The organism is Adlercreutzia sp. (assembly GCF_056795635.1).
Genome location: NZ_JBQIIT010000004.1, coordinates 1 through 26,107, shown reverse-complemented (window position 1 = coordinate 26,107; position 26,107 = coordinate 1). Strand labels below are relative to the sequence as shown.

At 64.6% G+C, this 26,107-nt stretch carries 23 protein-coding genes, 1 tRNA gene and 1 pseudogene; 6 read left to right on the top strand and 19 right to left on the bottom strand.

From position 1 onward, the window contains the following. Nucleotides 1-9: 9 nt before the first annotated feature. The 13 genes from ACTOXK_RS03225 to ACTOXK_RS03165 all read right to left on the bottom strand — a co-directional run bounded on the left by ACTOXK_RS03225 (nt 10) and on the right by ACTOXK_RS03165 (nt 13,956). Nucleotides 10-1,083 (bottom strand): type IV pilus twitching motility protein PilT, encoded by a 1,074-nt coding sequence (locus ACTOXK_RS03225; RefSeq protein WP_482277272.1) that lies wholly within the window; start codon nt 1,081-1,083, stop codon nt 10-12. A 20-nt stretch (nt 1,084-1,103) separates the two neighbouring features. Next, nucleotides 1,104-1,709 (bottom strand): hypothetical protein, encoded by a 606-nt coding sequence (locus ACTOXK_RS03220; protein ID WP_482277273.1) that lies wholly within the window; start codon nt 1,707-1,709, stop codon nt 1,104-1,106. Next, nucleotides 1,702-2,490 (bottom strand): hypothetical protein, encoded by a 789-nt coding sequence (locus tag ACTOXK_RS03215; RefSeq protein WP_482277274.1) that lies wholly within the window; start codon nt 2,488-2,490, stop codon nt 1,702-1,704. Before ACTOXK_RS03215 ends, ACTOXK_RS03220 begins: the two co-directional genes overlap by 8 nt. Continuing rightward, on the bottom strand, nt 2,490-3,110 hold the full coding sequence (locus ACTOXK_RS03210) for a DUF4860 domain-containing protein (RefSeq protein ID WP_482277275.1): 621 nt from the start codon (nt 3,108-3,110) through the stop codon (nt 2,490-2,492). Before ACTOXK_RS03210 ends, ACTOXK_RS03215 begins: the two co-directional genes overlap by 1 nt. Beyond that, nucleotides 3,107-3,406, bottom strand: a complete 300-nt coding sequence (locus tag ACTOXK_RS03205) for a hypothetical protein (RefSeq protein WP_482277276.1) — start codon at nt 3,404-3,406, stop codon at nt 3,107-3,109. The genes ACTOXK_RS03210 and ACTOXK_RS03205 overlap by 4 nt, the downstream gene beginning before the upstream one ends. Nucleotides 3,407-3,434: 28 nt before the next feature. Further along, on the bottom strand, nt 3,435-4,487 hold the full coding sequence (locus ACTOXK_RS03200; RefSeq protein ID WP_482277277.1) for a type II secretion system F family protein: 1,053 nt from the start codon (nt 4,485-4,487) through the stop codon (nt 3,435-3,437). A gap of 16 nt (nt 4,488-4,503) precedes the next feature. Further along, the gene (locus ACTOXK_RS03195; RefSeq protein ID WP_482277278.1) at nt 4,504-5,493 is read right to left on the bottom strand and encodes a transglutaminase-like domain-containing protein; all 990 of its coding nucleotides are present in this window, start codon (nt 5,491-5,493) and stop codon (nt 4,504-4,506) included. A 4-nt stretch (nt 5,494-5,497) separates the two neighbouring features. After that, nucleotides 5,498-8,491 carry a hybrid sensor histidine kinase/response regulator gene (locus ACTOXK_RS03190; RefSeq protein ID WP_482277279.1) on the bottom strand — a complete coding sequence of 998 codons (2,994 nt, stop codon included), beginning with the start codon at nt 8,489-8,491 and terminating at the stop codon, nt 5,498-5,500. A gap of 100 nt (nt 8,492-8,591) precedes the next feature. Beyond that, complete coding sequence (locus tag ACTOXK_RS03185; protein ID WP_482277280.1) at nt 8,592-8,954, bottom strand: Hpt domain-containing protein; 363 nt, start codon at nt 8,952-8,954, stop codon at nt 8,592-8,594. Between the two features lie 34 nt (nt 8,955-8,988). Further along, nucleotides 8,989-11,100 (bottom strand): bifunctional diguanylate cyclase/phosphohydrolase, encoded by a 2,112-nt coding sequence (locus ACTOXK_RS03180; protein WP_482277281.1) that lies wholly within the window; start codon nt 11,098-11,100, stop codon nt 8,989-8,991. Nucleotides 11,101-11,310: 210 nt separating this feature from the next. Further along, a complete protein-coding gene (locus ACTOXK_RS03175) occupies nt 11,311-12,546 on the bottom strand; it encodes a phenylacetate--CoA ligase family protein (protein WP_482277282.1) in 1,236 nt (411 codons plus the stop codon). A 212-nt stretch (nt 12,547-12,758) separates the two neighbouring features. After that, complete coding sequence (locus ACTOXK_RS03170) at nt 12,759-13,415, bottom strand: antibiotic biosynthesis monooxygenase family protein (protein WP_482277283.1); 657 nt, start codon at nt 13,413-13,415, stop codon at nt 12,759-12,761. Then, nucleotides 13,408-13,956: a hypothetical protein gene (locus tag ACTOXK_RS03165; RefSeq protein ID WP_482277284.1), complete on the bottom strand. Its 549-nt coding sequence runs from the start codon at nt 13,954-13,956 to the stop codon at nt 13,408-13,410. Before ACTOXK_RS03165 ends, ACTOXK_RS03170 begins: the two co-directional genes overlap by 8 nt. 217 nt (nt 13,957-14,173) lie before the next feature. Between ACTOXK_RS03165 and ACTOXK_RS03160 the strand changes: the two genes are divergently transcribed. Continuing rightward, nucleotides 14,174-15,370, top strand: a complete 1,197-nt coding sequence (locus tag ACTOXK_RS03160) for a response regulator transcription factor (protein ID WP_482277285.1) — start codon at nt 14,174-14,176, stop codon at nt 15,368-15,370. A 97-nt stretch (nt 15,371-15,467) separates the two neighbouring features. Here the strand turns inward: ACTOXK_RS03160 and ACTOXK_RS03155 are convergent, their stop codons facing one another. Next, on the bottom strand, nt 15,468-17,186 hold the full coding sequence (locus ACTOXK_RS03155) for an FAD-dependent oxidoreductase (RefSeq protein ID WP_482277286.1): 1,719 nt from the start codon (nt 17,184-17,186) through the stop codon (nt 15,468-15,470). Between the two features lie 340 nt (nt 17,187-17,526). Between ACTOXK_RS03155 and ACTOXK_RS03150 the strand changes: the two genes are divergently transcribed. Both ACTOXK_RS03150 and ACTOXK_RS03145 read left to right on the top strand, forming a co-directional pair. Then, nucleotides 17,527-18,036 carry a type II toxin-antitoxin system RelB/DinJ family antitoxin gene (locus tag ACTOXK_RS03150; RefSeq protein WP_482277287.1) on the top strand — a complete coding sequence of 170 codons (510 nt, stop codon included), beginning with the start codon at nt 17,527-17,529 and terminating at the stop codon, nt 18,034-18,036. Continuing rightward, nucleotides 18,033-18,527 (top strand): putative toxin-antitoxin system toxin component, PIN family, encoded by a 495-nt coding sequence (locus ACTOXK_RS03145; RefSeq protein WP_482277288.1) that lies wholly within the window; start codon nt 18,033-18,035, stop codon nt 18,525-18,527. The genes ACTOXK_RS03150 and ACTOXK_RS03145 overlap by 4 nt, the downstream gene beginning before the upstream one ends. A 3-nt stretch (nt 18,528-18,530) precedes the next feature. On the opposite strand, the gene ACTOXK_RS03140 is transcribed toward ACTOXK_RS03145, so the two are convergent. The 3 genes from ACTOXK_RS03140 to purE all read right to left on the bottom strand — a co-directional run bounded on the left by ACTOXK_RS03140 (nt 18,531) and on the right by purE (nt 22,471). Beyond that, nucleotides 18,531-19,289: a 2-oxoacid:acceptor oxidoreductase family protein gene (locus ACTOXK_RS03140; RefSeq protein ID WP_482277289.1), complete on the bottom strand. Its 759-nt coding sequence runs from the start codon at nt 19,287-19,289 to the stop codon at nt 18,531-18,533. Next, a complete protein-coding gene (locus ACTOXK_RS03135; protein WP_482277290.1) occupies nt 19,286-21,739 on the bottom strand; it encodes a thiamine pyrophosphate-dependent enzyme in 2,454 nt (817 codons plus the stop codon). The genes ACTOXK_RS03140 and ACTOXK_RS03135 overlap by 4 nt, the downstream gene beginning before the upstream one ends. Nucleotides 21,740-22,006: 267 nt before the next feature. Beyond that, nucleotides 22,007-22,471, bottom strand: coding sequence for a 5-(carboxyamino)imidazole ribonucleotide mutase (gene purE, locus ACTOXK_RS03130; RefSeq protein ID WP_482277291.1), 465 nt, complete (start codon nt 22,469-22,471; stop codon nt 22,007-22,009). 146 nt (nt 22,472-22,617) lie between these two features. On the opposite strand from purE, the gene ACTOXK_RS03125 reads away from it, so the two are divergent. The 3 genes from ACTOXK_RS03125 to ACTOXK_RS03115 all read left to right on the top strand — a co-directional run bounded on the left by ACTOXK_RS03125 (nt 22,618) and on the right by ACTOXK_RS03115 (nt 24,004). Next, a complete protein-coding gene (locus ACTOXK_RS03125; RefSeq protein WP_482277292.1) occupies nt 22,618-22,848 on the top strand; it encodes a hypothetical protein in 231 nt (76 codons plus the stop codon). 95 nt (nt 22,849-22,943) lie between these two features. Next, nucleotides 22,944-23,030: transfer RNA gene (locus tag ACTOXK_RS03120), tRNA-Leu, on the top strand. Between the two features lie 83 nt (nt 23,031-23,113). After that, nucleotides 23,114-24,004, top strand: coding sequence for a Fic family protein (locus tag ACTOXK_RS03115; RefSeq protein WP_482277293.1), 891 nt, complete (start codon nt 23,114-23,116; stop codon nt 24,002-24,004). Here the strand turns inward: ACTOXK_RS03115 and ACTOXK_RS03110 are convergent. After that, nucleotides 24,001-24,999: pseudogene (locus ACTOXK_RS03110) on the bottom strand (DUF1848 domain-containing protein). The gene ACTOXK_RS03115 and the pseudogene ACTOXK_RS03110 sit on opposite strands and share 4 nt — an antisense overlap. Nucleotides 25,000-25,124: 125 nt before the next feature. After that, nucleotides 25,125-25,925 carry an alpha/beta fold hydrolase gene (locus ACTOXK_RS03105; protein ID WP_482277294.1) on the bottom strand — a complete coding sequence of 267 codons (801 nt, stop codon included), beginning with the start codon at nt 25,923-25,925 and terminating at the stop codon, nt 25,125-25,127. Between the last annotated feature and the right edge of the window lie 182 nt (nt 25,926-26,107).

Sequence of the window (26,107 nt, the reverse complement as noted above, 5' to 3'; positions counted from 1 at the left end):
GGCCAGCCCCTACATACCCTCGCTCTCGAAGCGCTTCTTGAGGGCCTCCTGGTGGATGGCGTGCTGCAGGGCCACTTCCCGGGCCACGATGCCGTCCCTCACGAGGCGATACAGGCTCTGGTCCATGGTACGCATGCCGGCCCCGGCGGAGCTGGCGATGACCGAGTCGATCTGGTGGGTCTTCTCCTCGCGAATGAGGTTGCGGATGGCTGGCGTGGCGGTCATGATCTCGAAGGCCGGTACGATGCCGCCGTCCACCGTGGGCACCAGCTGCTGGGACACCACGGCCTGGAGCACCATGGACAGCTGCATGCGAATCTGGCGCTGCTGGTTGGCGGGGAAGGCGTCGATGATGCGGTCCACCGTGGAGGATGCGCCCGTGGTGTGCAGCGTGGAGAACAGCAGCTGGGCCATCTCGGCGGCGGTCATGGCCGTGCCGATGGTCTCCTGGTCGCGCATCTCGCCGAGCAGAATAACATCGGGGCTCTCGCGCATGGCGGAGCGCAGGGCCTCGGCGTAGGTGGCCACGTCCGAGGGAATCTCGCGCTGGGTGACGATACAGCCCTCATGGCGATGCACGTACTCGATGGGGTCCTCCATGGTGATGATGTGGCCGCAGCGCGCCTTGTTCAGCTTGTCGATGATGCAGGCGAGCGTCGTGGACTTGCCGGCGCCAGCCGGGCCGGTAACCAGCACGAGGCCCTTCTGGAAGTCGGCGCAGGCCATGACATCGTCGGGAATGTGGTAGTCGGCGGGGTTCGGCAGCGTGAAGGGAATGACGCGGATGACGGCGCCGAGCGAGCCGCGCTGGCGGAACACGTTCACGCGGAAGCGGCCCATGCCGGCCACGGCGAAGGAGAAGTCGTCGTCGTGGTTGTGGCCGTCGAGGAAGATGGTCATGTCGCGACCGGACAGCCCGTAGATGGCCTCCACGAGCGCCCGGGTGTCGGCGGGCATGAGCGGCGCCATGTCCATGCGAATCTGGCGGCCGTCGGCAGTGTAGGTGAGCGGCAGACCGGCCACAATGAAGACGTCGGAGGCCTTCTTGTCGATCATTTCCTGCAGCAGTGTCTTCAGTTCCATGGGTTCGCTTTCTCCTATCTCTAGCCGAGCCACAGGGTTTCGCCTGTGCCGTCGTCGGTCCATTGGGTCGTGGTCTTCCAGTGCTCGATGGTACAGGTGCCGTCGTCGTTCACCCGCAGCCCTACAGCCAGGGTGCGGCCGCTGTCCATGGCAAACGTCGCGGACACGAGGGCGCCGTCGAAGGTGCCGGAGACCGTGATGGCCCCCGCGCCCCCATCGTCATCGGCCAAGGTCACGCCGGCGGCCGGAACGGCGTTGCCCGAGGGGGTCTCGTCCTCGATGGTCTCGCCGGCCGAGACGTCGCCGCCCCCCGCCGCGCCGGTGCCGTCAGCGCCGTCAGCACCGGGGACCGCGGCCGTCGTTGCCACGCCGTAGTCCGCGAGCACCGCCTCCAGAGCCGCAGCGTCGCCGGTCGCCAGGGCGCCGTCCACGGCCGCCAGGAACTCCTGGCCCCGCACCTCCAGCTGGTAGGTCTCGGTGGTGGTGGCCGCCTGACGCTCGGTGACCGAAAGCTCGGCCCGGGCCGTGGTGACCGACAGCACGGCCAGCACCGCCAGGCACAAGATGATGATGAGGGTGAACAGGCTGATGGGGCCGATGCGCACCGATCCGTGGGGCCTAGCCATGGGACACCTCCCCTTCGGTCGGGGCCGCACCCGCGCCATCGGCGGCCGGGCCGCCGGTCGCGCCTGTCACGGGCGGCGCCGCGGGATCATCCAGCACGACCGACAGCTCCCCACCGTCAGCCGCATCGCCGGCCGCACCGGCAGTCGAGCGGGCGGGACGGGTGCCGTCGCCGGCCACGTAGCGCGCCGTCTCCACGGTGTACACGGGCTCTTCCGTCCAACGCTCGAAGCAGGCACCCTCGGAGTCGTTGATGAGATAGCCCTCGGCCGCCGCCTGCTCCCGATCGGTGAGCACGCGCTCCTTCCACACGGTCAGGGTCAGCCGGTGCAGCAGGCCTCCCTCGGTGGGCTCGGTGGCGAAGGCGCACTCCGCTCGCAGGATGTCGGAGCCGCTCTCCACCGCGTCGAGCGGACAGGAGAGCCACCGGTCGGCCGCGGGGTCGGCAGCGTAGGCCTCCTGGAGAGCCATCGGATCGGCGGCGAATTCCTCCGCCACGTTGGCGGCCAGCACCAAAGCGCCCATAAGGTCGGCGCTCTGCTTTCCGGCGGCGTCGGCATCGGCGTTCAGATCCATGAGCACCGCCAGGGACCCGGCCAGGAACACGAGCAGCAGCAGGGCCTCCACGATGAAGGCAGCCCCGGGCCACACCCGGCGCTCGGCCCGGTGGCGGCCCACATATTCGTGATAGCGCTCCAGGCGCTCATCGCCGGCCGCTACGCCCCGGGCATGGGAGGCCACGGAGTAGTCGGCCATGGAGCGGCGAGCATTTCCCCGAGTCATCAGCGCTCACCTCCCCCGCTGCGCAGGGCCACCGCCGTGGCGCCGGCGTCGGTCTCGATGGTGAGCTGGCCGTCCTCGTAGGAGAACGAGAATACCGAGGAGTCCACGATGGCCGTGGCCTTTTGGGGGTCGTAGGGGGCATCGGCCAGGGCGTACTCCTCCATGATGGTGCCGTCGTAGCGGTACAGCCGCGTCTCGTACACGCCGCTGGGCAGCGTCTCGCGCAGCACAAGAGCCGGCCCCTGGAAGAGGCTGTGTGCATCTTCCTCGATGGCGGCTGCCTCAAAGCCGTCGGCCTCGGCCACTTCCACGGACACCGCGTCCTCGGTCACCCAGGCCCGGGCCACGGCGTCGATCTGGTCGTTGGCCCGCACGTCGTTGGCCAGCAGCGTGAGCGACAGGCGCTGGTTGTCGGCCGCGGCCCCCTCCTGATGCAGGACCCGGTACACGCCCGTGCCCACGAGAATGGCCATGAGCAGCGTGGCCACGAACAGCGCGAACAGAAGCCCCGTGAACACGCGGCCGAAATCGCGCTCCTGGCGACGGGGGTTGCCGCCGTAGGCCTTCGCGGTGCCCGGACCGTCGGCCCCGGGCATGCGGGCGGGGTTCCACGGGCTCATCGGGGCCTCACCTCCACGCTCGGCGGCTGGTTGGCGGCGAAGGCCTCGTAGGTGACCACGTAGTCGGCGTGGTTCACGATGAGCCCGTAATGGTCTTCCAGATAATCGAGGCTCGCAGGGTAGGCCCCTTCCACGGCGGCGCACTGCAGGGCGGATTCCATCACGGCGTTGCGCACCGACACGGCACTCTGGGCCGCCGTCTGGCCCTGAGCCGTATCCCAGGCGAACCACAGCACCGCGGCCAGCACGCAGGCCGCGATGACCGCCACCGTGCGCCGGGCGCGGTCCCTTCTCATCTGGGCTGTCTTCCCGTGGATCATGGGGCTATCCGATCGATCCCATGATGCCGATGAGGGGCATCATGACCGAGATGAGCGTGGCGCCTACCGCCACGGTGAGGAAGGCCGCCAGAGCTGGCTCGATATTGTCGATAGCGCCATCGATCTGCAGGATAGCGTCGTCGAAGAAGTTCGCCGACAGGCGATCCAGGGCCGCGTCCAAGGAGCCCGACCGCGTGCCGATGGTGAGCATGCGAGCGTGAATCTGTTCGAACACCTCGGCCTCGCTGATGGCCTGGGCCAGGGAACGAGGCTCGTCGCTGTCGATCATGAGGGCGTAGGCGCCGGCGGCCTTGCGCCTCAGACCAGCGTGCTCCACCACTTCCATGGCCTCCTTCATGGCCGTGTCGGTGTTCACGCCCGAAGCGGTGTAGGCGGCCAGGGCCGAGGCAAAGCGGGACACGGCCAGCTGCTCCATGGCTCCCTTCGTGGCGGGCACCCTCTCGAACAGGCTCATCACCGCCATGCGGCCGGCCTCGGAGCGACAGGCAATGACGCCGCCGAGGGCCACGATGGTGCAGGCCAGCGTCACGCCGAGGGCCACCCAGCCGATGGCCACCGACAGCCCCACGGCCCCCGAAGAGCCGTTGGTGAGCGAGCCGGCGATGGAGACGTACACGTCCTCGAACACCGGCAGGATGATGATGACCGTGAAGGCCAGGATGATGGACATGATGCACAGCAGCGCCGCCGGGTAGCCCACCGCCGAGCGGATCTTCGCGAACAGGCGGTCCTCCTCGTCATAGTAGACGCCCAGGGAGCGCAGCACTTCCTCGGTGCGGCCGGCGTTCTCGCCCACCCGCACCATGTCCACGGCATAGCGGGGGAAGGCCCCCGACGCCTCCATAGAGCGAGCCAGGGTCTCGCCTCCGTTCAGACTGCGGTACACCGTCGTGCAGGTGGCCTGCAGCGCGGTGTCGCCGATGTCCTCGGACAGCATCCCCACTGCCTCGTCGGTTTGGATGCCCGCCGCCAGCATCATGGCGACGCTCTCGCAGAAAAGGCTGATGCCCGCGCTGTCGAGTTTCGGTTTGGCCATGTCCTTTTGCCTCTCCCTAGTACGTGTAACGGTCGGTATAGCCGGTCCCGTCGCCGATGGTGCTGCTCGCGCCACTGGCGGCGAAGGTCAGATCCACCCGGGTCCAGCTGTTCGGTTGTATGCTCATTTCCACGCTCACCCATTCTCCGTCAATATATACCATGTTCCAAGCGTGATAGATGTCATCGGGGGCAACATAGCCCGTTATGAGCTGGCAGGGAATGCCGAGGGAGCGCAGCATGGCGGCCCCGAGCGAGGCGTAGTCGAAGCAGATGCCCGTACCCGCGGCCAAGGTGGCATCGGGATCGGGCACGTAGCCGGTGACCGAGGCCAGTTCGGCGGCCTTGTCATGGTCGTAGGAGATGTTGGCCACCACCCACTGGTAGATGTTGCGCACCACGTCGCCCTGGTTGGCAGCGCCGGCGGCCAGTTCGCGGGCCTTGGCCACTACCGCCGAGGACTCGTTGTAGTTCACGAACATATTGGGCACGAGGAAGGGGGCCTGCTCGCTGGAAAGCGACACGTCGGCCGTCGTGGCGAACAGCTCCACGTAGTTGTTGCCCGAAGTGTTCTGCATGACGCGGAAGCTGTAGGAGCCGTTGCCCATGTTGAGGGGCACCACGATGGGCGTGCCGTCGCTGGGCAGATCGTAGTTGTAGCTGGCCTCGCCCTTGGTCACCTGGAACTTGAGGCGGCTGTCGCTTTGGGCCGATGCCCCCACGTAGCCGTCGGCCGCCGCCGAAACGTCGATGGAACAGCCGTTGCCGGTCTCGGCGAAGTCGCCATGGAAGGCAGAGAGGGCCACTGAGCCCGGGGCCGTGAAGGCCGGACCCGCCGTAGTGCCCCCATCGCCCTCGGCCGCCGGCTCCGAAGCGCCCGGGGCCGCCGGCGTACCGCCGCCCCCGCCATCGCCGCCGGAACCGCAGCCGGCGAGGGCCGTCGCGCACAGCAGCAGCGCCGCCAGCACGGCGACCACCGAAGCGCTATGGCGACGCAGATGAGCCATGGCCCTACAGCCACTCCTTCAAGGTCTTCACCAGCAGCTCGATCTCCATGGGCTTGGACATGTGGGCGTTCATGCCCGCCGCGCGGGCCCGGGCCACATCATCGGCGAAGGCATCGGCCGTGAGGGCCACCACGGGAATGGTGCCCAGGTCCGGACGGGGGTCGATGGCCTCGCCGTCGGGGCCCTTGCCCTCGGCGGCGGCGCGGATGGCGCTCGCGGCCTGGTAACCGTTCATCACCGGCATCTGGATGTCCATGAACACCAGATCATAGTGGCCCGGCTCGGCATTCAGGAGCGTCTCCACCGCAATGCGGCCGTTCTCGGCGTGATCCACTTCCAAGCCAGTCATGCCCATGATATCCAGGGCGATGGCCGCGGCGATGGAGTTGTCCTCGGTCAGCAGCACCCGGTGCCCGCTGAAGTCGCTCTGCTGGAGCACCTCGTACTCGCTAGCCGGCTCGGTCTCCTCGGCCACGAGCAGCCCCTTCATCACATGGACGAGGCGGCTGCGGAACAGCGGCTTGGCAATGAAGGCGTCCACGCCCACGGCGCGCGCCTCCTGCTCCACGGCGGTCCAGTCGTAGGCCGACAGGATGATGATGGGCATGTCGTCGGCCACGATCTCGCGAATTTCCCGGGCGGCCTCGATGCCGCTCTTGCCGGGCATCTTCCAATCCAGGATGACGGCCACGTAGGCGCGGTCGCTTTCAGTGGCATCGCGCACGGCGGCCACGGCGTCTTCGCCGGACAGCACGAAGTCGGGCTCCATGCCGATGGTCTTCAGCACCTCGCAGGCGCTCTCGGCGGCCGACTCCTCGTCGTCGGCCACGAGCACCCGCAGCCCCTCCAGGGGCGTGAGGTCCTGATCATCGCCGTCGCGCAGCTTCATGTACACGGTCACGGTGAAGGTGGTGCCCTCGCCGAGTTTGCTCTTCACGTCGATGGTGCCGTTCATGAGGTTCACCACCGAGCGCACGATGGACATGCCCAGACCGGTGCCCTCCACCTTGGTAACGCGGGAATCGTTGGCCCGCGTGAAGGGCTCGAACACCGTCTTCACGAAGTCCTCGGACATGCCGCAGCCCGTATCGGAGAAGGTGAACTCGTAGCAGCCCGAACCCTTCACGCGGCTCGGCAGCTCCTTGATGTGCAGGCTCACGGTGCCCCCCTCGGGGGTGAACTTCACCGAGTTGCCCATGATGTTCACAAACACCTGCTGCAGGCGCATGGGATCGCCCACCACGTGCTCGTGGCGAATATCGGCGATCTCCACCTTGAGGTTCAGCTTCTTGTCGTTGATCTGCGGCGTCATGATGGACAGCAGGCTCTCCACGGTCTCGGGCAGATCGAAGTCCTCCTCGGACAGGCCCAAATTGCCGCTCTCGATCTTCGCCATATCGAGCACCTCATTGATGAGGCCGAGCAGATGCCGGCTCGAGGTGGTGATCTTCGTGAGGCAGTCCTTCACCCGCTCCGGGTCGTTCACGTACATGGAGGCAATGGCCGTCAGCCCCATGATGGAATTCATGGGCGTGCGGATATCGTGACTCATGGAGTTCAGGAAGTCGGTCTTGGCGCGACTGGCGCGCTCGGCCTCACGGAACGCATCCTCCAGGGCATTGTGGTTGGCAATCTCGCGCTCTTTCACGTCGGTGACGTCTTGCACCGACAGCAGCACGCTCGTTACCCGGCCGGCCGCATCGCGCTGCAGGGGCAGCATAGAGGCCTGATTCCAACGCGTCTCGCCCGTCTCCTGGTCCTTAAGGCGGTACTCGAAATGCAGGTAGGTCACGTCTTCGGTCAAATGCTCGCTGATGAACTCCGGCGTGAGCTCTTCCTTCATGCGGGCGGCCTCGCTGTCATCGCAGAAACGCGTCTGCCAATAGTAGCGGAACATGTGGTACTCACCGTTGCGGGGCAAGTCGTCGTTAATGCCCTCATCTTTCAGGTACTCGTAGGTGTTGTTCTTCAGATCGATCACAGCGAAACGCTGGAACAGGGCCAGCGACGAGTACACGATGCTCGTCACATGCTCGCTCTCGCTGATGAGCTTGCGGCGCTGGCGCATGGTCTGCACGAGCAGGAAGCCCGCCACCAGGGCCAACGCGCCACCCACCAAGGCTACCAGCATGAGGCCGGCCAGGTTAGCGCGGGCCTGCATGGCATCGGTGATAGAGGCGGGGAAGGTGCGCATGAGCATCCAGTCGTAGTTGGCCACCTGCATCACATAGGCTGTGCCAGAGCCAGAATCGCCCTGGTAGTTGAAGGTGACCGAGGTGCCGTTGCGGAAGGCCTCTTCCAGCTCGGTGCGCGAGATGTTGCCCGAGCCATCCCCTTCCAGGTACAGGTCGACGGCGTTGCGCACATTGTTGCTGTAGGTGGTGGAGGAATGGGCCACCACCGCGCCATCGCGCTCGACGAGGTAGGTGTTGGTCTGCTCGTCGAAGATGTAGGTGCGCAGGAACTCCTCCATGGAACCCTCGCGGTAGGCGCCGCTGATGACGCCGACTACCTCGCCCTGGAAGTACAGGGGCGTGTAGAAGATCACGGACAGATCGTCGTAGAACAGCGAATGATCGGTGGCGCACACCCCCGAGGCGCCCTCCATGCCCTGCAGGTAGTACTCGCGGTCGGAGGCGTCGCCCTCCTTCCCCGTGTTGTCGAAGGTTCGGCCGCTGGCCAGGGAGATGGTCGTGTAGTCGAACTTCGTGTAGTCGGCCAGCTGCTTGATGCTGTCGACGTCGATATCCTCCACGCTCTCAAGCGTGCTCTCGTACATGGAGGACAACAGTTTCACCTCGGTCTGCGAGTCGGTCATCCACTCGTTGATGCGTCGGGCCGATTGCTCCGTAGACCCCTGGAGGTACTTGGCGTTCTGCTCGGAGATACGCTCGTTGTTCATGGAGGTAAACAGGACGAATGCGGCAATGACCACGGCCAGGGCGGCCAGGATCACGATGATGCGCCCGCGTCTTACTTTGTTGTCAGTTCCAGTCATTCGTCTCAGTTCCTTTCGGAAGTCGTATCGCGGCTTCCTCGGCCTCGTGCCTCCACGGCCCCGCCGGCGCCGGCGCGGACCCTTGCGATACCCGCCCTACTTATATAATGGCGATGGAATCCACCACGAGGCTGTGGGCCGCGCGCACGGCCGGCAGCAGCTCGGGCACAGCGGCCAGGTTGGCGGGGGTGCCGGCGTCGTCCAAGCGCAGGGCGTCGGACAGAGCGCAGGAGGCCTCGTACAGCGGGGTAAAGCCCAAATCGCGGCTCACGCCCTTCAGGGTGTGGGCGCCGCGGTAGGCCTCGGGGAAATCACCGGCTTCCAGGGCATTCTCCAGCGTTTGCAGGGAGGTGTCCTGCAAGAAGATCTTCGCGAACTTCTCGATGCGCTCGTCGGTCAGCAATCGGCCGCGCACGGTTTCCAGATCGCCGCCCATGGCAGCATAGGCAATTTCCAAAGACATGATGTTCTCCTTTAACGTGACCCTCCCCAGCAGTCTACTGGTCTGAATCGTTTCTGTCTATGCCCGAAAGTGCCGTGCAGGGCTCATCGAGAGAGAACGCCCGCTCTTGGTCACTCAAATCGTCGTAGAAGACGTAGCCGCCACGACCATCGCGCTTCTTGTGGTAGAGGGCCACATCGGCGCGGCGGAACAGCTCGTCGTAGTCGCGCACGCCGCCATCGGTGGTGGCCACGCCCATGGACACCGACAGCGGGAAGCCCTCGAACTCCCCTTCCAAGGACCGATGGATGCGCTCCACGAGGGGACGCGGGTCCACCGAGCAGCCCATGCACAGCAGGAACTCATCGCCGCCCACGCGGGCCACCACGTCATCGCTGCGCACGCTGTCCCGCAGGCGGTCGGCGAAGTGCTGGAGCACCCGATCACCGAACTGATGGCCGTGGGCGTCGTTAGCCTGCTTGAAGAAGTCTAGGTCGCATACGATGAGCACGTGCCGATCATCATGGCGGTCGCACTCGCCTTCCGCGCCCAGGCGCTCGGTGATGACCTTGCGGGCAAACGCCCCGTTCACCACCTCGGTCAGAGGATCGTGGTAAGCCTTGAACTGCAGGTCGTGAAGCTCGGCCTGGCGGTCGTCGATATCGACGAACTTGCCGAGAGACCCCAGGTACGTGGGGGGATTCTCGTCGGACCACAAAGCCCGGGCAAGAACGTGGAGCCAGCGCGTTTCGCCGCCCACGGTGGCCTCCATCTCCATATCGATAAGGGGCTCTTCCGCCGTGGTCGCGCGCAGGCGATGGCACAGCTCTTGCAGGTTATCGGCGCCGAATACCCCGCAGAAGGCCTCGTCGCGATAGGGATCCATGATGATTTCCGGCAGCCCGAGTTTGCGGTCGCCCCAATCGGAAAGCACGATCATAGGGGGCTCGGCGGTATATTCGAACTGCACCTCGTTGCTCATGGAAGCGAAGAAGTGGTACTTCATGCGCTCGTAATCGAGCAGCTCCAGGGTGCGGCTCGAGGCCTCGGTCTCGCCGGCATCGCGGGCCGAATCCACCACGCGCAGGCTCTCCACGGAGATCTCCCGGCCCGTGACGCCGCGATTCAGGCGGCTCTCCAGGTCGTCGGCCACCGCTGTCAGGCATTCGAGGATCAGCGGGTTGAAGGCGCCGCATTCTCCGTCACGAATCATGCGCAGGGCCTCCTCGTGGCTGAAGGGCGGCTTGTACACGCGCTGGCTCGTGAGGGCGTCGTACACATCGGCCAAGGCCACCACCTGGGCCGATATGGGAATCTCATCGCCTACCAGGCCATCGGGATACCCGCGGCCGTCATAGCGCTCGTGGTGCCAGCGGCAAATCTCGCGAGCCAGCTTCACGAGCTTCTCATCCTTGTACAGCTCCAAATCGTCCAGCATGTCGCTGCCCACGGCGGAGTGGGTCTTCATGATGGCGAACTCCTCGTCGGTGAAGCGGCCCGGCTTGTTCAGCACCTCTTCGGGAATGGCGATCTTGCCGATGTCGTGCAGGGACGAGGCCATGGTGATGAGCGAGATATCCTCAGTCGTCAGCGGGTACTGGTCGGTCATGGCCGCGAGCTGGGTGAGAATCATCTCGGTCATGGCCTGCACATTCAGCACGTGCATGCCGCTCTCGCCGTTGCGGAACTCCACGATGTGGGACAGGATGTACACCATGAGGTTGTTGGACTTCTCGCGCTCATAGACCTGATCGGCCACCATACCCATGAGCGTGCGCTGCTTCTGGTACAGCATGAGGGTGTTCATGACGCGGCGGCGCACGATGTTCACGTCATAGGGGCGATTGATGAAGTCGGTCACACCCAGCTCGTAGGCCCGCTCGATGTAGGCGGCGTCGGACTCGGCGGACACCATGATGACCGGGATGTCCTTGATCCAGCCATTGCGGTTCATGACCTCCAGCACGTCGAAGCCGTTCATCTGGGGCATGACGTAATCAAGCAGCACGAGCGAGATGCCCGTGCCCTCCTTTTGCAGCGCGGCCACGGCCTGCTTGCCGTCCTCGGCCTCGATAATGCGATAGGCGTCGCCGATCATGTCGGCGAGCAGGGCTCGATTGAGCATCGAGTCATCGACGATGAGAATCGTCTGCTTGCTATGGTTCAAGCTCGTAGCGATGGTTAACTCCTTCCATCCCGGGCTTCGCGCTCGCGTGCTCTCGCATTCGAGCTCCCGCTTATCGATGGGGCGCTGGTGCGTCCCCGAGGGTTCAGGGGCGTCACCGGCCAATCCGCGGGAATCCCGCGGGCAGCTCGGCGAGGACGAGCACCCCCCCCCATGGCGTTTCAACGTCATAGCGCCTCTCCGCTCTCTTCGCTAGTAGCGGCTGTCGAAGATGCGCTTGGTCTTCTTCTCGGACCGCGGCAGCTCGCCGACGGCCACGCCCTTGGCCTCGGGAGTGCAGCCGAGCTTCGCCTTGAAGATGAGCGCAAGCTCCTCCTCGCAGCGGGTAAGCGCCTCGCCCGTGAGCGGCGTCTCGAACAGCACGGTGAGCACGTCGTGACCGTTCACAGCCTCGATCATCACCTGGTACTCGGAGCTGGTGCCGTCGGTGGCCTTGATGACCTCCTCCACCTGAGCCGGGAACATATTGCAGCCCTTCACCTTGAACATGTCGTCGGTGCGGCCCGTGAGCGTATCGATGCGCGGGTGGTGGCAGCCGCAGGGGCAGTCGCCGGGAATGATGCGCGTGAGGTCGTGGGTGCGGTAGCGAATGAGCGGGGCGCCTTGCTTGCGCAGGGTGGTGAGCACCAGCTCGCCCACCTCGCCGTCGGGCAGGTTCTCGCCGGTTTCCGGATCCACGATCTCGATGTAGACGAAATCGTCCCAGATGTGCATGCCGGCGTGGGCATCGCAGGAGATGCCGATGCCGGGGCCGTACACCTCGGTGAGGCCGTAGATGTCGTAGATCTCGATGCCCAGCTCGTTCTGGATGCGGTTGCGCATCTTCTCGCCCCAGCGCTCCGACCCGATGACGCCCTTCTTCAGGTGGATCTTGTCGCGCAGGCTGCGCTTGGAGATTTCCTCGGCCAAAAGCAGGGCGTAGGAGCTGGTGGCGGTGATGACCGTGGATTTCAGGTCCTGCATCATCTGGAGCTGCTTGTCGGTGTTGCCCGGACCCATGGGAATGGCCATGGCGCCCAAGCGCTCGGCCCCCAGCTGAAAACCGATGCCGGCGGTCCACAGGCCGTAGCCCGGGGTGATCTGGATGCGATCGAGGGGCGTGACGCCGGCCATCTCGTAGCAGCGGGCGAACTGGGTGGCCCAGTCGATGACGTCCTGCTGGGTGTAGGGGATGATGACGGGCGTGCCCGTGGTGCCAGACGAGCTGTGAATGCGCACCACTTCCTCGTCGGGCACGGCCTGCAGGCCCAGCGGATAGGCGGCCCGCAGGTCGTCCTTTTCGGAGAAGGGAAGCCTCTCGAAATCGGCCTGGGTGCGCACGGCAGCCACGTCGATTCCCTCGAATTTCTTTCCGTAGAACGGCGAGCGTTCCTTGATAGTGGCCAGCTCGCAGGTGATAAGATCGAGCTGCTCGGTCGTCATTTCCATGGGCGCGCGTCTCTCCTTGGGCACAGTTATCTTGAGTATGCCCCATTCTAACAAATTAGTAACAGATCGCACCAGGGAATCAAGACAATCACGCCGGCATGAACGACGAGGTGGCGAGCGGAAAGAACGAGAGGGGAACATCCCCGGGAATGCGCGCAGCGGCCGCCGGAGGGGAGGGCCCCGGCGGCCGCGGGAGAGAGGCGTCGGCTCGGCTATTCGAAGCTCGCCAGGAAGGGCTTCTCCTGGGCGAGATAGGGGGTGCACAAGTTGGGGTTGGCCACCCACTCGCCGCAAGCCGGCTCGAAGAACTTGTCGATGTAGAGGAAGTGGAACGGCGTGGACATGTACTTGCCCAAGAAGGTCATGGGCTCGTCGAAGTCGCACTCGTAGGCGTAGGCCCACTCATCGGTGCCGGAGCTTTCCACCACCGGGGCGAACTTGCAGTTGCGCAGGCCGGGCACATGGGCGCACATATCGTTCATGTGAGCCTCCATCTTCTCCACCATGGCCGGGTCGGCCCCTTCGCGAATGCTGAAGAACAGCACGCGATGGCAGGTGGATTTCTCCTTCTCCTGAAGGGTGAGGGTGCCCTCGCCAAAGGCGATGAACTCGCAGTTGGCCACCGACGGGCTGTCGTTCATAAGCGCCGTGAGCGCACCCCAGGCCTCGCCGCCCTTGGCCGCCTCGTAGGCGGCCTGGTCGGCAAAGCCCACTTCGCAGAAGAAGTTGCCGCCGGGCATGGGCGGCTCGAGCACCATGTCGGCCAGAAACACCGGGCTCACGGCCTCGGCCGCCGCCTTGGCGTCGGCCACGTACCGCTCGGCGTTGGCTCCCTCGGCGAGGGTCACCGAAAATACCGCATTAAACATTGTTGAGCACCTCCATGTAGCTTTCGGAAGCCGAATAGACGCGATCGTGGGAAACGAGACGGTCGCTCATGGCCGCCCACCACTGGACGTACTCGGGGTTGTAGCGCGTGCCGGAAGAGTAGGCCCAGGCCGCCTGCACGATATCGGCCATGGTCCACTCGATCTCGATGATGTTGCTGTCGGTGTCGAGCCACAGGGCCGGCGACACGGTGGCGCGCTTGAATGTCCAGCCCGCCCCCTCGATGAGCGGCTTCATGTTCGCCATGAAGTCATCCAGCACGGCCTTGCCGTCACCGGGCTTGGCCACGAGGCGGTCCACGATGTAGACGACGTTCTCCTCCCCGGTATCGGCCAGATTGGCCGCGGGCTCAGAGGCGGCCTCGGTCGTAGGCTCGGGCGCTTCGGGCGCCTCTTCCTTCGGCTCCGGTGCACCCGCCGTCTCGGTGGCGCATCCGGCCAGAAGGCCGAGGGAAGCCACCGTAGCGCAGGCTCCAGCGGCCACGAACGAGCGGCGCGAGAGCTGCGATGGGAGTTGTCTCATAGCATATCCCCTTTCTTGACAAAGAATCCTCCAACGGATAGGCTCGGCCCCAGGTTTTTCGCACTATCTTCTTCCACAAACATATTGCTGAGACCCAGGACCGAACCTACTGGAAGCATATCCAGCGGGCCGGAAAATGTCTGTCTCACGAAAGCGGGTACTTCGACGTTTTCCCTCGTCCAAAAGATATGATTTGCTGATTTCAAGGGAGGGAACGATGCAAATCAACCTACGGGCCCACGGGGTCAACCGCATGCAGGCGGCGAAAATCGCCCTGGCCGATGCCATCATCTGGCTATGGCTGCACCAAGCAAACTACGACAGCCTCTTCACCGCATCCTTCATCGAGCCGGCCATGCTGGCGCTGCCGAGCCTTGTGCTCAGCGGCGCCCTCGTCATTGGCATCACCTGGGCCCGATGGGATCGCATTCCCCGGGCACTGCGCGTGGGGACTGCCCTGGCAGCCGCGGCCGTGGGGCTTGGGCTCACCTTGCTGCCCCAGCTGCCCGCCGCCCCGGAGTTCGCCCATTCGGCCCTGGTTCTGGGCCTGGCCGTGCTCTGCGGTTTTGCGGCCCTGCTGCGCTTGGAAACCCTCGCGAAGTGCGATGATTTCTCCACCCTGTCTGTGGCGCTTTCGGGCTCATTGCTGCTGTTCTATCTGTTGAACCTGGTGCTCTTGCTCGTCCCCCGGCCCGTCTACGACTTCCTCGTCGTTATGGCGCCCCTGGCCATGCTCTTCGGCACGAACACGCCCGCGCCGTCCTGCAAGCGCCTCGGACCCCTGCCCAAAAAAGTGCGCCTGTCGCCCCCGAGCATCGCGCCCTGCCTGACCGGCGCCGCCACGGGCCTGGTGGTGGCCCTCGGCACGGTGTCCATGGCCACATCCCCCGGTCAGCTGTTTGCGCATCCCGCGCCCCTGTTTCTTATCTCCCAGCTGCTGTTCATCATGCTCGGCGTCGTAACCGCCTTCGGCATAGACCTGCGCAAGGCCAGCTATTTCGCCCTGCTGAACTTTAGCTGGGGCTTCGGTATCGTGGCGGGAACCCTTGTTCGCGACCAGCTCCCCCTGATCCCCGAGGCCTTTCTCGTAGACCTGTCGTCCTTCGTCTGCCTGCTGACCCTGGTGGGGTTCTTCGCCTTCTCGGGCGTGTGGATCAACACCTTGGGACGCACGGCCGACATGGGGCGGGAGGTGGCCCTGGAAGAGGTGGCGCAGGCAGCCGGGCTCACCAAGCGGGAGACCGAGGTGACGGCCCTCCTACTAGAGGGCCGCTCCCTGCGCATCGTGCAGCAGGAGCTGTTCATCTCCGAGGGCACGGCCCGCACCCACGCCAAGCGCATCTACGCGAAACTGGGCGTCCATTCCAAGCAGGAACTCATCGACTACTTCAAGCGCCACCTGCCGGAGAGGTAGGATTGCGCGAATCGGCCCCGCCGAGGCAGGGCCGATTCATAAGGAAGAGATCGGCGACGGAGGGAGGGGGGCCGCCGCCAACCTGCAACGAAAACGCTTAGGCGCTGAGGGCGTGGTTCACGGCCACCCAGCTCATGACGCCGCCGGAACCCAGGCTGATGCCGCCGTGCACGTAGGTGCCGCCGGACACGCCCGAGGAGCAGTTGCCCACGGCGTACAGGTGCTCGATGGGCTCGCCGGCCGTATTCACGACCTGGGCGTTCTCGTTAATGGTGAGACCGCCGGCGGTGCCGCACGTGCCCGGCACGTAGATGGCGCCGTAGAACGGGCCCGTGGCCAGGGGCGCGAGCACCGGGTTGGCCAGGTCGGTACGGCTGCCGGCCATAACGCCCGTGGTGTTAATGTCGAGATGCTTCTCGCCGCGATGGAACACCGGGTCTGTGCCCTTGACGGCGTTCTCGTTGAAGGCGGCAATCTCGGCGGTCAGACCGGCCGGATCGATGCCCAGCTTCTCGGCCAGCTCTTCCAGGGTGTCGGCCTTCACGAAGTGCGCGGGCACCTCGGCAGGATCGGTGGCCTCGCCGCCGTAGGTCTCGTCGAAGTAGCTGCCGTCGCCATCGCCCACGGCGCCCACGGTGTGGCCCGGCAGGGAATAGGTGGCCCAGCAGGCGGCGTCGCAGATGAAGTAGGCAGGAATGTTCACGTGGCCCGGCTCGCCAGTGTCATAGTAGGCGAAAGCCTGGTTGAACAGGTCGTAGGGGCCAGCCTCGTTGCCGATACGGCGGCCCTTCTTGTTCACGACCACCGCACCGGGCAGGCCGCGGTACATGGCCCAGTCGGTGCCGGCGATCTCCTGGGCGATGGTGCCCTCGGCAATGAGCGTAGCCGGGTCGTCGCCCGTGGTGAGGATGGCCGGAGCGCCCCAGCAGCGGTCCATGTAGGACACGTTGGCGCCGATAGCCATGCCCATGAGCTGGCCGTCACCGGTGTTGGTGGGCACGGCGTTGGTGGCCATGATCTTGAAGGGATGGTACTTCGCGCGCATCTCGTCGTTGTGGTCGAAGCCGCCCGTGGCCACGATGACAGCGTTGGCCTTGATGTTCTGGCCGCCGCACACGGCACCGGCCACGCCACCCTCGCCGTCGGCGATGAGCTGGGTGGCCTCGGTGTCCATGAGGATCTCGACGCCGTAGCCCTCCATCTTCGCCTTCATTTCCTCCCACATCTGGGCGGCGATCATGGGACCGTCGGCGTTGGTGGCACCGAGGCTGCCGCGGCCCATGGGAATCCAGCCCTCCATGGGCTCGTAGTAGTCACCGAACAGCGGCGAGGCCACGAACTTCCAGCCCATCTCTTCAGAGATCCAGTCGATGAAGTCGCTGCCGTTGTCGATGAAGGAGCCCAGGACAGCCTCGTCCACGCGGCCATCGGAGGCGTTCTTGAAGTACTTGACGATCTCCTCTTTGCTGTCGGAGATGCCCGCATCGGCGGTGGCATAGGTCAGGGGCACGGCCAAGCCGCCGCCCGAGGTGGCCGCGGTGCCGCCCCACATGGTGCCCTTCTCCACGAGGCACACCGAGCCCGCGCCCTTGGCCGCCGCCACGAGAGCTGCAAAGGCACCGGTGCCGGAGCCGAGGACGAGCACATCCACTTCCTTATCCCAGGCAATATCGCCGGTGCTGCTCAGCGCGGCCCCGCCATCGGTGCCCGCCGCCGGGGCGCAGCCGGCCAAGGCCGCAGCCCCGCCCAACGCCAGACTCGACAGCGCAGCGGTCTTCAGAAAGTCGCGGCGGCCCATTCCCTTGATGTCTCCCATGAAATTCCTCCTTTCGGCGAACCGGCGTCCCTGCCGATTCGGATACCCTTGCATCCTAGGGTCTCGGGGTAGCGCCGTCAGTCTCACGAAAGCGGTGATCTGCCCCCGAGTGCTCATCCGAAAGGTATGATTTTGAGAAAAGCCCCGTTCAGCACCTTCGTCAAAAAGAGTGAGGGCTCACGGCATCCTGTTGGCAATCAGAGTCGAAATGCTCGAGATGTGGCGTTTTACACGCGCCCTCTTGCAAACTGAGAGAAACAGGGCGTTCAGTAGTTGATAAACTAATGTGCTATACGCTATACTTACTAGTATCTTTACACTAGCTGATGGGATGATTGCCATGGCAACGGCAGCACTGGAAAAACCGAAGAAAGCGAAGGGCACTGGCAAGTCCCAAACCCAACGCAAGCCCGTGCCTAAGCGGGCGACCGCGAAGAAAAGCGCCCTCCGCGCAGGCACGCCCTCCCGGCCGAAAACCGTGCAGATGAACGTACGCATCGACGAGGCAACCAAAGAAGCCGGTGATGCCGCGTTCGCCCGCATCGGCCTTACTCCCAGCCAGGCGGTGCGCATGGTCTGGGAATTCGCCGCCCAGCACGTCAACGATCCCGAGGCATTACGCAGCCTCCTCGACAAGCTGAATAAAAACCAGGAGAATGGCAGCGCCTCTAGCGAGCAAACGCGCCGCGTTGAAGCCCTTCATGAGGGCTGGGCCCTTATCGATAATTTTCGCAAGGAACACGATCTGATTTGCACCGTGCCAGAAGATGACGACGAGAGAATGGCCTATTACGAACAACTACGCGAAGAGGCCCTGCAGGAACGCCTTGAGGAAAGAGGGCTGCTATGATGAGTTTGCCGTCCATCGTTCTTCTTGACACCAATGTATGGATCGATAGCTGCATTGGCACACGGAAAGGAAGCACCGCATCCCGCCAACTTCTCTGCGCATGCACGAGAAGAGAAATTCCGGTTTGCCTTTCTATCACATCCCTCAAGGACATTTATTATCAAGTGGGGGCAGAGCTCAAACGCGAGTACCGCGCCACAGGCGAGACGCTAACCGAAGCAGCGGCGCTGGCCATCGAAGAGGTGAGCTGGCAATCCATAATGAGCATAGTTGAGCAAGCAGCGATTGTGCCCGCCGACACCTCTGATGTAACCGTCGCGCGGTACTTCCACCAAGTCCATCGAGATTTTGAAGACGATCTCATCTTGGCAGCCGTAAAACGATCGAAGGCAGATTATCTCATCACAAGCGATAAGCAACTTCGCACCCACGCTCCCGTCGCCTCGCTCACGCCCTCCGATATGCTCACACTGCTGGAGGCGTTCGAGTAGGTGCTACCCGTAGGCCTCCACGGCGGTGTCGATAGCGGCGAGGTTCATGACCACGAACTGGGGCTTCACACAGGCTTGCACAGCCTCCTTCAGTTCGCCCACCGTCAGCGGCACGCGCCCTTGGGCCACGGCTACCGCGAGCAGCATCATGTTGAGCGCCTTGCGGCCGCCCGGACCCGCTTCGCGCACGAGGGCCTCGTCATCGACGGGCACGAACAGCGGCACGGGGTAGCCCTCCACGCCGGGAGCCTGGGCATCCTGACCGGCGGTCTGCGCCGTGCCTCGAGGTGCGCCGGGGACATCGTCCCCCGCTGCTTCCGCCGCCTGCGCAGGCCCTAGCCCGACAGCCGCTTCCGCCGCTTGCTCGCGCATAGCCTCAGCCTGTAGCGTATTCGCGAGAGCGGCTACCACGTCACCAGCGCGATAGGGCGCAGACGACAGGGCCGCGGTGACGGGCTGGATGGCCGTCGTGGCCGTCACGAGCACGCCGCCCGGTGCCAAGTACGGCAGCGCGCGGGCCGCCTCGCCCGGCTCCAAGGCGATGACCATATCGGCCGTGCCCGGCGTGATGAGCGGCGAGAACACCGCTTCCCCATTCGAGCCCATGCGCACGTGACTCGTCACGTTGCCGCCGCGCTGGGCCATGCCGATGGTCTCGGCCGTGCGCACCTGCCAGCCCTTCGATTGCGCCGCCTGGGCCAGCACCTTCGCGGCCAGCACCGTGCCCTGGCCGCCCACACCGGCCAACAGAATGTCGATCATCGGGCACCTCCTTCGTCCCGAACTGTTTCTTCAGACAACGGCAACCCCTCTAGAGGACCGGTCGGCCCATCGGAATGCACGGTAGCCGAGGCCACGGCCACGGCCTCTGCGGCGGCCAGCGCCTCACCGGGCGTGCGATTCGGCTCGCCCGCTAATTCCGTTTCCTGGAAATCGTTCACCTCATCGGCCAAAATACGGGGAATGGGGCCCGTTTGGAACGGATCGGGATTCGGAGCGTATGCCGCCGGCTCCGCTGGTGCCGCGCCGCCGAAGCCCACGGCCCCCTCGATGGCGCCGAAGGGGCACACCTGCACGCACAGGGCGCAGCCGTCGCACAGGCTGCCATCCACGAAAGCCTGGCCGCGCTCGCCCGACTTCGGACCGCGCAGCCCCTCGTCGAACCCGATGCCGGGGCAACCGATGGAGGTAATGCACTTCTTGCAGCCGGTGCACGCGTCGTCGTTGATGACCACGGGCGCATCGGGCTTCTTCAGCTGAATGCACGGAGCGCGGAAAATGATGGCCGAGGGCCCGTCGTAATCGATGGCCGCACGGGCCGCCGCCACGGACGTCTCCAGGCTGTGCGGGTTCGCGAACCCGATGTGCTGAACGCCCAAGCCGTGCAGCACCTCCTCGATCACAATGGGGCGCCGTTTCTCGCCCATGAGCGTAACGCCGGTGCCGGGATGCGGCTGACTGCCCGTCATGGCCGTGGTGGCGTTATCCAGAATGGCGAAGGTGACGTCATGGCCGTTGTACACGGCGTTCGCGATGCCCGTGAGCGCACTGGCGAAGAACGTGGAGTCGCCCACGAAGGCCACCGCCTTTTTCTGGGGCTCCACCACCGAGAAGCCCTGGGCCATGGTGATGCCGGCACCCATGCACAGGCAGGTGTCCACTGCATCCAGCGGCTGGGCGTTTCCCAGCGTGTAGCAGCCGATATCGCCGCAGAGCACCGATTCGCGCCCCTTGAGTGCCTGCTTCACGGCGTAGAAGCTGCCCCGGTGCGGACAGCCCGCGCACAGCACCGGCGGCCGCACCGGCAAGGGCCCGTCATAGCTGAGGGCGTTGGCGCCAATGGTGCGGGCCGCGAGGGCAGCGAGGGAGTCAGCCTCTTCAACCTCAGACGAGCAGCGCGAGGACGGAGGCACCTCCTCGCGCGCAGATTCCGCAGACTCGGAAAAAATGGGATACACTTCTGATCCTATTTTTTCCGAAAGCGAGGACTTGTTTGAGCACGTGGAGGTGCCTCCGTCCTCGTGCGGTGGAATGGGAAGGACAACCCGCGTCCGATCGAAGAACCGTCCCAGGCGGCCGGCGATGTTCTCGGCCGTGTTCTCGCCGCGGTCGTTGGCGGCACCGGTCAGCTTGCCGTGCACCCGCAGGGGCAAATGGCGCACGCCGGCCAGCTTCTGCATCTCCTCTTCCAGCACGGAATCGAGCTCTTCGAAGACGATCACATCGGTAAGCCCGTCCGCAAAAGCCGCGGCCGTTTCCCCGGGGAAGGGATAGGGCGTGCCCACGGCGAGGAAGCGGTAGCGGGGCACGGACATGCCCGCGCGGGCGGCCTGCCGCTCCAAAAGCGCCAGGGCCTCGCGGGCATAGGCCACCGACACGCCGCCGGCCAAAACGCCCACCGTCGGCGCCTCGACCGGCTCCAAAGCGGCCGTTGCGCCAGCCTCTTCCCCGACAGTAGGTTGAACGGCACCCGCCGCGACCGTCGCACCGCTTCCGCCCCCCTCGAACATCTCGTTGAAGGACGCCAGCGTGGGATCGTAGGCGTAATCCCAGGCAATCTGGGCCAGGCGGCGGTTGATCTCGCCGTGGCCCTCAAAGGCCCGCTTGGGGAAGATGACCCACTTCGGGTCTTTCTGAAAGCCCTCTGCGGGCAGGGGGCGGCCGTGGGTCTTATCGGCCACTTCGAAGAACGTGGACGCATGGTTGATGCGCGTGGTGGGACGCACGATAACCGGGGTATGGTAGCGCTCGGACAGGTCGAAGGCCGCCTGCATCATGGCGAAGCCCTGCTCGGGCGTGGCCGGATCGAGCACCGGCACCTTCGCGAAGGCTCCGAACCGGCGCGTGTCCTGCTCGGTCTGGGACGAGATGGGGCCCGGGTCGTCGGCCACGAACAGCACGCAGCCACCGCCCACGCCCACGTAGTTCAGGGACATAAGGGCGTCGGAGGCCACATTCAGGCCCACCTGCTTGCACGTGAACAGCACCCGCGCGCCGCAGTAGGACGCGCCCGCGAGCATTTCCAGGGCCGCCTTCTCGTTGGTGGACCATTCCACATGCACGTCCTGGGCCACACCGGCCCCGTGCAGCTTCGCCACGGTTTCCACCAGCTCGGACGATGGCGTGCCGGGGTATCCCGCCACCACGTTCACCCCGGCCTCCAGGGCCGCGTGGGCAAACGCCTCGTTCCCCATCAGAAGTTTCTTCGCCATAACCGCTCTCATTCCCTTTAGTGTCAGGCTACTCCAGTGCCAGAGCGCGCTGCGCCGCATAACTCGGGCTGCCCGTTTCCGTAGCGGGCCTTTTTGCGTAATAAACTCCGCGAAACAGACTCCATCATCTTAGCCTTACCCGGAAAGGACGCATTTCCGTTGTTTTTCGCCCCTATTCCGCCCCGAAGCGGCGCACCCGGATCTGTTTCGCGGAGTTTGCTGCGCAAAATCAGGCGCCTCAAAGGTTCGAAGTCCAATCAGGGGCGTTTACGCCTCGGCCATGGCCGCCTTCAGGTCGGCCACCTTCTGCAACATGGCCGGGTCGTTCGTGCCCATCATCTGCACGGCCAGGATAGCGGCGTTCTTCGCACCGTTGATGGCCACGCAGGCCACCGGCACGCCCGAGGGCATCTGCACCATGGACAGCAGGGAATCAAGGCCGCCCAGATCGCTCGTCTTCATGGGCACGGCGATGACCGGCAGCGGCGTGAAGGCGGCCACCACCCCACCCAGGTGCGCGGCCTTGCCAGCTGCCGCGATGATCACCTTGATGCCGCGGTCAACGGCGGTTTCGGCCCACTCGTGCACCACGGCCGGCTTGCGGTGGGCGCTCGCCACCTTCACCTCGTAGGGCACGCCCATGGCGTCCAGCTGGGCCATGCACGGCTCCATGGCCGGCATGTCCGATTCCGATCCCATAATGATACCCACCACGGGGGTTGCGTCCGCCATGCTCGCGTCCTTTCCTCGTTCGCCTGTGCGTCGCTGCCCATTATAAAACCGTCTCGTGGCAAATCGCCTACGAATGACCCCGTTGCCCCCTGGTCGGCCGTTGGTGACCTATGGTGGGGAAATCACCGATCAGAAGGAGGCCGACCATGGGCACCGAGACCTATCAGCAGCATGAGGAGCAGAAGGCGAAGCACGTCGAGGATCACATCGGCGACGAGGCGCGCACCGTGCGCGACCACGAGTACCGCGCCGACCACAGCGAGCATGAGATCATCGGCGACGAAATCGCCCACGAGAAGAAGGCCTGTCGCCGCCAGCAGGACGAGACCGACGCCGCCCTCACTGAAACCGCCGACACCATTCTGCGCGGGGAATAGGGGCGTTCAGACATTTCCCGAAAAAACTTCTTGCACAGGTGCCCTAAGTCGGGTATTATCTACTACGCTCTTTTGGTGATACCGAAACAGCACCTGCGGGCGTGGCGGAATTGGCAGACGCGTACGGTTCAGGTCCGTATGGGGGCAACCCCATGGAGGTTCAAGTCCTCTCGCCCGCACCACTTTGAAGCAAGCGCCCTCTTCGGAGGGCGTTTTTATTTGCTAAGCTCGATGCGTCAACGCCGATACGCAAAGGGGTGAGCCCATGTCCGCCGATAGCCTCGATGCCTTCCCCTACGAAATCAGCGCACAGCTCTCCAATGAAGCGATGCGCCGACATTACTGGGCCACGGCCATCGGGCTGCAGGCGGTAGACGGCCTGGAAGTTTCCCCCTATCTGCGCGAACTAGCGCGAGACTACGAACAAGGGCGCTGCACTTTGCAGGAGACAGGTGAGCTCATTCGCACCTACCACGCTGAGGGAGCGCACGATCGACGAGCCACAACCGAGGCCGACCTGGTCAGCCAGCGCATCGTCGAGATGTTGGAGGCCGGCAGCTTCACCTTTGCCCCCGACATGCTTCCCCTCATCCACCACACCCTGTTCCAAGACATGGATGCGGAAGTTTACCAACCCGGTCAATTCAAAACCGAACGGCTCGTAAAGCAGGAGGACATCCTCAACGGCGACAGCGTGCTGTACGCAGATCCAGCCATGATCCAGACATCGCTGGATTACCTATTCCGCGAAGAGGGTCGCGAGGGCTATAGCACGTCGCTTTCCGAGGCCGACATCGCGCGCTTGACGAAGTTCGTCGCGCTGCTGTGGCAGGTGCACCCCTTCGTGGAGGGGAACACCCGCACGGTGGCCGTGTTCTCGGAGCTCTATCTCGGCTCGCTCGGATTCGCAGTGGGCAACGAGCCCTTCCAAAAGCACGCACGCTACTACCGTGACGCCCTTGTGCGGGCCAACTACCGCAACAACGAGGCCGGCATCCCGCCCGAGCGCGGGCCTCTGGAGGCATTCTACGAAAACCTGCTGCTGGACACCGGGCATCAACTCAATCGCGAAGACCTCATCTGCCCCGAGCTCTTCGATAATCCCCAGCTCCTCAAGCACATCGACCCTTCGCGCGCGCTGAAAACGCATCCCTAAAGATCGAGCACGCCCTGCATGGGCGGCTCACTAAACTTGAAGCTTCTGTCCCTTGCATCCCCGGTGCCCCGGTGATCCGTGACTTTGTCGACGGCGGGATCGACGGAGCCGCACAGCATTGAGCTGGCGGGGTCGCAAAGCCGCATCGTGCGCGCAAGGCCCTCATGATCCGTGGTGGTAGCGTAGCAGTACTTGCATCCATTCAGGCAGGTGTTGGGCCAACCGATGTCGATGCTTTCGACGCAGCCACACTCCTTCCGCTGGGATTTGTCCTTGGGCATCTCCTCGTGGCGGGTCTTGAGGCGCGAGAGCCGACAGCGGCCGATCTTCTCAAAGATTCGCGAATCGACACAGCGCCCGCGGCCGATGCCCCACCGACTCAGATCGGCGGCCTCGGCGCAGGTGCCAAGCGCCATGCCATGCTCATGGGCCACGGAGGAAAGCCGTTCCGCCAGAATATTCTGCTGATCGGCCGTTACCCCGCTGGTGCCCACCGCGGCATAGGCGCTTCTTCCGCCGCAAGGGTACTCGTCGATAAAGCTCATGGTTACCCTCTCGGTAAAGCCGCTCAGTTCGGCCGCAAGGGCGCTGAAGGCCCGCAGCTGGTACTCGACCGGTTATTTCTCGCTGATAAGAATAGGATCGAAGCGCCATACGATACGATCGCTGCCAATTTCACGGGCGAGCGCCTTGAGCGTCTCGACCAAATCGCGCTTGGCGCGCAGGCCGCTTTCGATATCTTTGCCGTAGGGAGTCAGGGAAAACTGAAAGTAGAACGGGTAGGTGGAAAAGGCATCCAGCTTGTCGAGCATGGGCGCCGGATCTTTCGTCCAGAATACGATCCCGTCCACCACGCTCGGATCCAAACGGTAGCGGCTCACCTGCGTAGGGAACAGAGGGTTCCTCACGTCGACGAACCCTTCTTTCACGCGATTGACCATCCACGCGCTGTGGAATCGGGGGATGTCGGTCCTTCGGCTCGCGCTTATGATCAACGTGCCGCCCTTTCTTCTCTCAAGCGTCGCGGAATGCCTGTCGCCGCCGGGTCGAACGCCGCAAGGCAGCTGCCGCCGCTGGAGCGAGCGCGACTAGCCCGTCCGCCCGCCCCACACGGGTGGGTCTATTCCCCGCTTGTCCAGAACTGGCGCAGGATATCGTTGAAGCGGTCGGGGGCGTCCATATTGGCGCAGTGGCCGGCACCTTCCACGACGGCCACCGAGCTGTCGGGTTCGGCCGTGGCCCAGGTCTGCACGGCTTCAAGCTCCATGGGCAAGTCGCGCTCGCCGCAGCCGATGAGCAGCGGGTAGGGACGCGGGCGCGGCTCGTGCTTGCCCACCAGCTTGCCCAAGGCCGCCAGATGCCGCAGCGATCGCTTGGGGAAGCCCAGATTGAGCTCGTAGAACTCCTGTTGCGCCTGGTCGGTGTAGGCCGAAATGGCCTTGTTGGACTCGGCGAACCACCGTCCCGACACGAGGGCCTTGCCCACCATGGCCATCTGGGCGGCCCCATTGGCCTTAAGCAACTCGGAGTCGGGGCGCGTTATGTCGTAGGCGCCAAAGCAGGCCAGGGACGCCACCCGTTCCGGATAGGCGCAGGCGAAATCCTGGGCCAGCACGCCGCCGAGCGACACGCCCACCACGTGGGCCGCACGGGCACCCTCGGCCTCCAGGATGGCATTCAACCACGAGGCCATGGATTCGAGGCTATCACCGCGCCGTGCCTCAGTGGAGCCACCATGGCCGAGAATATCCACAGCGATGATGCTATAGCGTCCGCGGAAGGCCTCCACCTGGGCTCGGAACATCCGATGATCAACGAAGGCCGCGTGGAGCAGCAGCACCCACGGCGTTCCCTCTGTCTTGTCCACGTGATACACGATGGGCGTGCCCTCCAGCCGGCACCGCCGCATTCCCAGACCCATAGCGTTGTCTCCTCACATACTCAGCGCTCAAAGGGATTGACCACGTCGATGGCCAAATAATCGAAGTCCTTCACGTTGCGCGTTGCCAAAATGCAGTCGTTGCGCTTGCAGATGGCTGCGATCATCAGATCCTCTATGGTGGGCACTTTCCCCTGAGACAACGCCCGCTCATGAAGCTCGGC